The sequence below is a fragment of the Dactylosporangium sp. NPDC050688 genome, from assembly GCF_040654515.1.
Lineage (GTDB): Bacteria > Actinomycetota > Actinomycetes > Mycobacteriales > Micromonosporaceae > Dactylosporangium.
The window spans coordinates 99,519-107,068 of sequence record NZ_JBFAIC010000039.1 but is presented as its reverse complement, the minus strand read 5'-3'; the positions used below and the strand labels follow the sequence as shown (position 1 = coordinate 107,068).

General features: G+C 63.1%; 7 protein-coding genes and 1 tRNA gene. 2 read left to right on the top strand and 6 right to left on the bottom strand.

Going from position 1 to position 7,550, the window contains the following annotated elements; genetic code table 11:
• Positions 1-150 precede the first annotated feature (150 nt).
• Both AB0H83_RS31315 and AB0H83_RS31310 read right to left on the bottom strand, forming a co-directional pair.
• Positions 151-420, bottom strand: a complete 270-nt coding sequence (locus AB0H83_RS31315) for a type II toxin-antitoxin system RelE/ParE family toxin (RefSeq protein ID WP_360101190.1) — start codon at positions 418-420, stop codon at positions 151-153.
• Positions 417-830 (bottom strand): hypothetical protein, encoded by a 414-nt coding sequence (locus tag AB0H83_RS31310; protein WP_360101187.1) that lies wholly within the window; start codon positions 828-830, stop codon positions 417-419. The genes AB0H83_RS31315 and AB0H83_RS31310 overlap by 4 nt, the downstream gene beginning before the upstream one ends.
• Before the next feature lie 461 nt (positions 831-1,291).
• On the opposite strand from AB0H83_RS31310, the gene AB0H83_RS31305 reads away from it, so the two are divergent.
• Positions 1,292-1,582: a ribbon-helix-helix protein, CopG family gene (locus AB0H83_RS31305; protein ID WP_360101184.1), complete on the top strand. Its 291-nt coding sequence runs from the start codon at positions 1,292-1,294 to the stop codon at positions 1,580-1,582.
• Between the two features lie 180 nt (positions 1,583-1,762).
• Here AB0H83_RS31305 and AB0H83_RS31300 read toward each other — a convergent pair whose 3' ends face one another.
• From AB0H83_RS31300 to AB0H83_RS31290, 3 genes are all read right to left on the bottom strand, one after another.
• Entirely contained in the window at positions 1,763-2,128 is a 366-nt protein-coding gene (locus tag AB0H83_RS31300; RefSeq protein WP_360101181.1) for a hypothetical protein, read from the bottom strand.
• A 240-nt stretch (positions 2,129-2,368) separates the two neighbouring features.
• Positions 2,369-3,580: an ISAs1 family transposase gene (locus AB0H83_RS31295; RefSeq protein ID WP_360101178.1), complete on the bottom strand. Its 1,212-nt coding sequence runs from the start codon at positions 3,578-3,580 to the stop codon at positions 2,369-2,371.
• A gap of 475 nt (positions 3,581-4,055) precedes the next feature.
• Positions 4,056-4,150 (bottom strand) — tRNA-Ala (locus AB0H83_RS31290).
• Positions 4,151-4,559: 409 nt separating this feature from the next.
• Here AB0H83_RS31290 and AB0H83_RS31285 point away from each other — a divergent pair.
• A complete protein-coding gene (locus AB0H83_RS31285; RefSeq protein ID WP_360101175.1) occupies positions 4,560-5,807 on the top strand; it encodes a Shedu immune nuclease family protein in 1,248 nt (415 codons plus the stop codon).
• Between the two features lie 75 nt (positions 5,808-5,882).
• On the opposite strand, the gene AB0H83_RS31280 is transcribed toward AB0H83_RS31285, so the two are convergent.
• Positions 5,883-7,385, bottom strand: coding sequence for a restriction endonuclease (locus AB0H83_RS31280; RefSeq protein WP_360101172.1), 1,503 nt, complete (start codon positions 7,383-7,385; stop codon positions 5,883-5,885).
• Between the last annotated feature and the right edge of the window lie 165 nt (positions 7,386-7,550).

Here is a 7,550-nt window from a genome sequence, read left to right as displayed (position 1 = left end):
CGATAGGCAATCACGTGGAGTCCTCACCGTAGAGCGGCGCTTGTGGTGAGACCTCTCTATCGAGGACTCCACGTCCCCGACCCCACTGTCCAAATAGGACAGAAATGTGCGTGTCGTCCCAATCGATGTACCTACGCTGCTGAGATCACCTCAGTAGACCTCGCGTCGGTGCGCCATTCTGACCACTGTGATGATCAGGCGATCTTCGACGAACGTATAGATGATTCGGTAGTCGCCGACCCGTAAACGCCAATACTCGGTCTCGCCCACCAGCTGCGTGGCGGATTGGGGGCGAGGGTCTGCGGCCAGGGACTCAATGGCCGCGACAATCTTCTTCTGTACTGGGCGGTCAAGCTTTCGAAGCTCTTTGCCTGCGCTGGACTCAAAGACGATGTGCCACGGACCTTCCGGCCGGATCATTCGCCCGGCTCCTCCAGCTCGGCAACGAGCTGGGCGAACGAGACGGTCTCCTCGCCAGCCTCGATCCGCGCCATGGCCGCCCTCGCTGCCGCCAGGTCAGCAATGTCCTCGGCGGCCGCGACACGCTCATCGAGCAGTGCCCGCACAGACTGACCGACCGGGCTGCCCTCGGGAAAAGACTGCTCCACCAGCGCCAGCGTCTTGCGAGCCGACTCCGCCTCAGCACGAAGCTGTGCATCCGCTGCCAGGGCAACGTCTTCAAGTTCTCGGATGCGCGCCTCAGTCCCCTGCACAACGGCAACCCGCTCACCGTCGCGAACAAGGTAGACAACGTTGCCGAGCCGCGCCTCCGCGACCACCTCGGTCAGGGAGTCATCGGGCAGCTCGTATGCACGGGCAGCTGACGTCATACGCTCAGCGTAACCCGAATCCGGCCCCTGACACGGCGCCGCCATCACGCTGGCTGTCCACGCTGCCAAGGGCGACTTCACCCCACCCCGCACGACAGCATCTATCCAGCTAAGAGGCACACCAAGTACCCCAGCCGCAACGAAACACGAGTGCTGAACCGAACCGAACACCCCGGGACGGTGTTGAGGGGGTGTGGGTGGAGCGAAGCTCCCCCACTGGGGAGCGCGGCGAAGCCGTGCGCGGGAAATGACGGAATCACCAGACGCGAAACGGCGCACCCCGCCGTGAGCAGAATGCGCCGATTGATGGAGTGGAGACGAGGAGACTCGAACCCCTGACCCCCACACTGCCAGGACTGGACTCACGACAATCGTTGACCTGCGGGGCGCTGACCTGCCCATCCGGCTTCGTCCTACCACCACTCCCCGCAGGAATGGGCTAAGCAGACAGGAGCAGTGCGATGGAACAGCCGGACCTGCGCAGCATGACGGACGACCAGGTCGCCGAGTGGTTCGCCACCAATGACACAAGCGGCCTGGTCGGCACCGGACGGCCGGTGGCGGGTCAATTCGTGCAGGTCGACGAAACGGGCGCGCCGGTAGGCAGGATGGTCTCGCTCAAAATGCCTGCCGCCATGGTCGACGCCCTCGACGCCGCTGCCGGGCGCGACCGCGAGGGCCGCTCCGGCATCATCAGGACCGCCGTCGAGGAATGGCTCGCTCGCCATGCAGACAACGGCGAAGCCGCGTAAGGCACCTCCGCCGAACTGGCGCTCGGTCCACAGCACAGAACTGGAGGCGAGGCGACGACCATCGCCCGCATGCGCATCCGACGCTGTGCGGGCGCCGCCACCGGCCGCGCGTCGACAGAGTCAGACCAGCCACTCCCCGAGCGTTTCCACGATGAGCAGGAAGGGCCGAATAACAGATTGCTACCAGATGACAACGCCCTGTCCCATTGAGGTGGCGCGAGCGACCACTTGCAACATGTTCGTGAGGTTTCGCTCGATCTGCTCCAGGCGGCACTCGGTCTCGGCAGCGAGCCCGGCGCTGTCGGCCAATAGCCGCTCACACTCCTCACCGAATGCTGGAACATCCTTCGGCTCGATGTACAGGTTGTGGTCAGCCAGCCAGGGCAGGAACCGAGCTCCTCGGCGGACGACCGCCGGGGAGTTCCAGAGCGTGGTTCGCGTATCCTCCCCGCCGCCATATGAGTCCTCGCCGTCTGACGGTGGGAGCGTTCTCACCTTCATCAGGTCGTCGGGATCGACGAGCCAGACACTAACAACCAGACTCATACTCTAATCCCATCATCAAGCCGCGTGAACAACACATACACCTCGACGCCGGGTGGGCAGCGGTCCAATTGTGCGCAGCTGTAACGATCGAAGAAATCAATTGTATGTCGGCGATGGGTGTGGTCATCAGAAGGCCGATCGGCGCCTGCTTCCATCCGGGCAAATATTCACGGTACTCAAAGAACTTGCCGAACTTCTTGGTTTCGTTTTCCGCGGTCCATCCGCCCCTACGGACCAGGGTCATTGCGTAGTCGGGTAGCTCCTGGTCACGGCGTCGATGAGGTCGTGTGGTCGGCGGTTTGCGCGTCTGGTGGCTCGGGCGATGTTGGGTTCGCCGTTGCTGCGGTGGAACCCGATCGCGGTGTTGCGGAGGACCGCTGCGACGGCAGGTCCGGTGCCGGTGCGGGCTTGGTGGGCGTCTTCGCGGAAGGTCTCGTCGCGTACCCAGTGCAGCCGATTCTCGATGTGCCACTCCTGCCGGGCCCATTCCTGCAGGTCGGCGGGCTGTGCCTGGTCGGCGGGCAGGGACACCACCAGATACGCCATCTCGCGGGTTCGCCTGGCGCCGACGATGCGGGTACGAGTGATCCGCACCGCCTGTTCAGCGTGCGGGAACCCGAGACCGCCCGGGGTGCACACGGTCAGGGCCTTGACGGTGCGGGTCTCCCGACGTCCGTGGCCACGGTCACGGCGGCAGTCTCCGACTGGGACCTCCGCCCACGGAAGCTGCTTGAGCTGGGCGAACAACGTCGGCTGGTTGGCCTTGACCGGAACGTACAGGTGCCCGCCGAGCCTGGCGACCTCCCGCGCGTGGGCGACCTGCGCGTGCAGCGCATCGGCAACGAACACCACACCGGTCAGGCCGCCCAGCCGGGCCGCGACCTGTTCCAGCAGCGGCGTGAACGCCGGGATCTCGTTGGACTTCGCGGCAATCTGGACCTGGGCCAGGACCACACCGTCGGTGGTGTCGTAGGCCGACAACTGGTGGACCTGCCGGCCGTCGGGTAGCCGGGCGCCGCGCCGGACCTTGCCGTCGATGGCGACGACCCGTCTCCTGGGTCGCGCGGTCGGCTGGGGTGCGGGCAGGCGGGAGCGCAGCCAGTCGGTCAGCACGGCCTGCAGCGTGGCGGCGTCGACGCGGACCAGCAGCCGCCAGAGTGTGCTCAGCACCGGGACCTGGCCGGTGAACCCGAGCCGGCGGCTGGCGGCGGGGTCGAGGTCGTCGGCCCAGTCGGTGATCGCGGCGAATGTGACCGCGCCGGCCAGGACCGCGCGCACGGCCACCGCGAGCAGGCTGGCCAGGGAGTAGCGGATCCCGCGCCGGTCGCGGGGGTCAGGCACCCGGGCCAGGGCAGCCAGCAGGCCGCACGGCTCGTCGACACGACGCGCAATCATGAGGCCGGTCGGGGTGGGGGCGTGCTGGCGGATCACGTCGATCAGCGATGATGGCATCAGCGGGTGCGGTCCTTCGTCGGTGTCATGTTGTCTCAGCAACTCCATGATCACCGATGGATCGCACCCGTCTCGCATCACCCCAACCCGGCCACGGACGCCGACATCCGCGCAGGCCAAACGTCCGTCAATCGACTACGCAAAAGCCCTGCCCTACGGACAGCGTCGGCGTGCGGTTGCGCCTGACGTCAACTGTCGGGCTCTTGCTGGCGCCCTGCCGCGCCCGCCATCTCGACGTTTGCTCCGTGCCTCCCGCCACTCACGCGGCGCGCAGGCCCAACAAGTACCAACGCCAAGAACGCAACGGGAGCACCGAACCAGAGCGAGCACCCCGCTGCGGTTTTGAGGGGGTGTGGGTGGAGCGAAGCTCCCCCACCGGGGAGCGCGGGCGGAGCCCGTGCGCGGGGAAGGACGACATCACCAACGCGAATCGGCGCCCCCCGCCGATGAGCAGGAAGCGCCGATTGATAATGGGTGGAGACGAGGGGACTCGAACCCCTGACCCCCACACTGCCAGTGAGGCACCTATTCTGCCATACGATGTTCTTGCGTGTCGAATCGTACGCCTACCAGGGCATGGACGTAACGACCCATGTCGCGCCGTGCCGCACTATGACGCCACGTCCTAGGCTATCGATCTTGGCACGTGAGCACTTCTGTGAGCAGATCCAGTGTGGGGCGCTCGATCTCCGCTGAAGATGCATGATCCTTCTATCCGGGTCGGCGTTCAAGCGTGCTGCGATAGTTGGAATCTGCTGTCATCTACATTCGCAGGCCCATCGACAAGAGATCGACGAATCCATTCCACCCTGAGCGCGGTCCTTGGCCTCGGCGTTCCACAGTGCGAGATATTATTTCCCCCGCTTCGGCGCACGGCGCCACATCCACTGCGCGTCGACGCGTTAGATCAGTGTCATCGATCGTGTGACGCATCCATCGGGTACGGCGCTCGTTACAGGTGAGGAGGGGAGGATGTCCCGTGTCAAGTACCGAGCAGCAGGGTGCTTCATTCGCCGGCTCGGGCGAACCAGACGAGGTCACGTACGCACTCGGTCGGCGACCGGATCGCACATACGTGTCGAAGTCCTTCCCGCTGACCATGCCGCCCGCCTCGCCGGACTATGGCGAGCCCACCCGATACGTTCACAAGGTCTTCGACAACGCCAGCCCGGCGTCTCGGCTAGAGGACATTGCAGAGTGGGACATTCCGCTTTCTCCCAGCGGAAGGGTCCAGTTGACGCTACAAATCGTCAGGAATGCTGGATGCGTGCGGAAGCTCCGTCTCCAGAAAGTTTCCGGAAGCGGCGAATCAGCCAAACTTGTACCGCTCCTGGAGCTCGACCGCAGCAGCGCGATGAAGCTGATTGACCTCATACGTCATCTTGAACATATTCCTGCCGTTGGTCACACTACGGTGCGAGTCGATGACGACTTGATCCGCGATCTCTTCTCTGACCCGGACGCCCTGAGACGGATCTATCAGAGAGATCCGACAGCTTTCCGTCACACGGTCGAGGCGGACGTCTCGGCCCGCGACATCATCGCGATTGCCCACAGACGGCAGCAACTGGCCGAATTCCGACGCCTACTGACCGATCCTGTCTACTTCGAATCAAAGCGAACGGCGATTGGCGATGTGGGGCGTGAACGCGTTTGGCAGGACTTTCTTGAAGAGAATCCATGGATTCTCGGCGTCGGCTTGTCTGGACACCTTCTGACGTCATGGAGCCCGGATCGGCTTGAGCAAACCGTTGCCGGATTCTCCGTCGCAGGAGCAGGGAAGCGAACCGACGCATTGCTCCGTACGTCCGGGCGAATCAGGTCGATGGTTTTCGCCGAAATCAAGCATCACGAAACCAAGCTTCTTCAAGAAAAATCTTACCGCACCGAATGCTGGCCACCCTCAGAAGAGTTGGTCGGAGGAACCGTCCAGGTGCAGCAGACCGTCGAAAAGGCAAGTCGTCAAATTGGGAGCCGTCTAGACGAAAAGGACATCGACGGAAATACCATGCCAGGGCAATATACCTATTTACTCCGACCGCGATCTTTTCTGATCCTAGGCCATTCAGACGAATTCTACGGACCAGGAGGTAGCTTCAACGAGCCGAAGTTCCGCTCCTTCGAGCTATACCGTAGACACACTCAGGAGCCCGAGATCCTGACCTTTGACGAGTTGCTTGCTCGCGCCGAGTGGCATGTTGACACAGCGGAACAGTCAGTCGGGTAATAGCGGAAGTTCGTTGATGCAGCAGATGCGACGAGCCCGACCATTGCTTCCAAGGCTAACCGAGCCAGCAAAGCATCAATGTGGCTGGCCGAGGTCCGACGTCGTCCACCCGGGTGGCGGATTTTCGAGGCCGATCAAGACATCCAAGTCGAGAAATTCCTTCAGCAGCGCCCGCAGGTTGCGGCCCTCGATGATCACGATCCTTCCGTTCGCCGCGGCGAAGTCACGGCTCGCCTTGCCAACCCACGAAGTGGTGACAAGAACGCCTTTTGCCGCGCGTTTGTGATCCATGACGCCGGCGAGGGCGTGTACCGCCTCCAGGCCGACAATCTTCCGGTACCGCTTGGCCTGGATGATGCACAGCCCGCCAACGATCGGGTCTTCGTTGATGGCAACCCCGTCGACACCTTCATCCTTCGATGCTTGGGTTACCCAAGACTTCATGCCGATCTTCTCGAAGAGCTGTCGGATGAGGTGCTCGAACTCTCCTGGTGTCAGCTCTACAAGGTCGGGACGGCTGTCCAAACCCGCAACGACATCCATCCCATCGATGAACTTGTACTTCGACAAGTCGAAGGACACGACCGGTCGGACTGCTTCAAGGTCGTAGGGATGTGAGGAGACGATGGCGTTGAGATGGTTGCGGAGGCAGAGCACCGGATCCAGTTCAGGTTCGTCGAGGTTCACTTGGGCGAACTTGTCGCGCTCGGCGTTTATGCTGATCAGCAGGGGGCGCACTGGCTGTCCGGTGGACTTGTCCTTGGTGGAGGCGTAGCCATTGAAAACGATGCCCGCTACCGTGCTGGCGTGTGTGGCGTCGAACGCTTCCGCGATGGTGCGCAGTGTCAGACGGGCCAGCAGGTCGGCGTAGATTCTCTTGGTCTCCGCCTCCTTGCGCGGCACGGGTGTCATGCCCTTGGCTTTGGTGTAGCGGTAGCCGGTGACAAGAGGAACCGCTGCCTGCAGCGGCAATTCGTATTCGACGAGAAGCTCACGGGAGTTCGGCTCGTAGAGGGCAGCGGCCTTCCCAGCCAGTCCTTCGGGGTAGCGCGACTTGGCGAGGACATGTTGCAGTCGCCCGACAAAAGCCGCGGGACCACCGTGGGTCAGGGCAGCTTCGAGCTCCAACGTGGCCGATCCCGCCTGACGATTGCGGGTGGTCAGCAGATTCTTGAAGTCGGCGACCTTCGCAGCGATGGCGTCCGTGCGGAACTCTGCCTCCGCGAGCCTACGACTCTGTTCCGCCTTCTCGGCTTCCTGCTTGGCGGCTGTCGCCTGTTGTGTCGCCAGGCGTTCCACGGTGGCCCGCCGGCGCTCTTCGGCCTGTTGGCGCTGAGCGTTCTCACGGGCGGATTTCTCAGCGAGCCGGATGGCCAAGGTCTCTTCGCGCAGTCGCGAGGCCTCAGCACGCTTGGCTTGCATCTCTGCCTGTTTGGCCTGCCGGTTAAGCTCAGCAGTTGTCTTGCGCTGCTCGGCCAACATCTGCTGATGAAAACGACGTTCGGCCGCCTCTTGATCCTTTTTCGCCTGAGCTCGCGCATCAAGCAATTTGCTGATCAAGCCTTTACGCCGTGCCACAGCGCCTCCGTAGGGCTCCACGTGTCATCGATATGACGCTAGCCCAGGACGAACGCTATGGAAAGACTTGACTACGGAAGGTAACTCGGCCCGATCGCCCAGCGACACGGGGCGGCCCGCCGTTCGAGTCGATCAACCCTACGACGACAACCAGTGGTTGGCGCC

Excerpts from the sequence above, each read along its gene's own strand:
- AB0H83_RS31300 (WP_360101181.1), bottom strand. The coding sequence starts at position 2,128 with ATGAGTCTGGTTGTTAGTGTCTGGCTCGTCGATCCCGACGACCTGATG.
- AB0H83_RS31310 (WP_360101187.1), bottom strand. The coding sequence starts at position 830 with ATGACGTCAGCTGCCCGTGCATACGAGCTGCCCGATGACTCCCTGACC.
- AB0H83_RS31295 (WP_360101178.1), bottom strand. The coding sequence starts at position 3,580 with ATGCCATCATCGCTGATCGACGTGATCCGCCAGCACGCCCCCACCCCG.
- AB0H83_RS31315 (WP_360101190.1), bottom strand. The coding sequence starts at position 420 with ATGATCCGGCCGGAAGGTCCGTGGCACATCGTCTTTGAGTCCAGCGCA.
- AB0H83_RS31305 (WP_360101184.1), top strand. The coding sequence starts at position 1,292 with ATGGAACAGCCGGACCTGCGCAGCATGACGGACGACCAGGTCGCCGAG.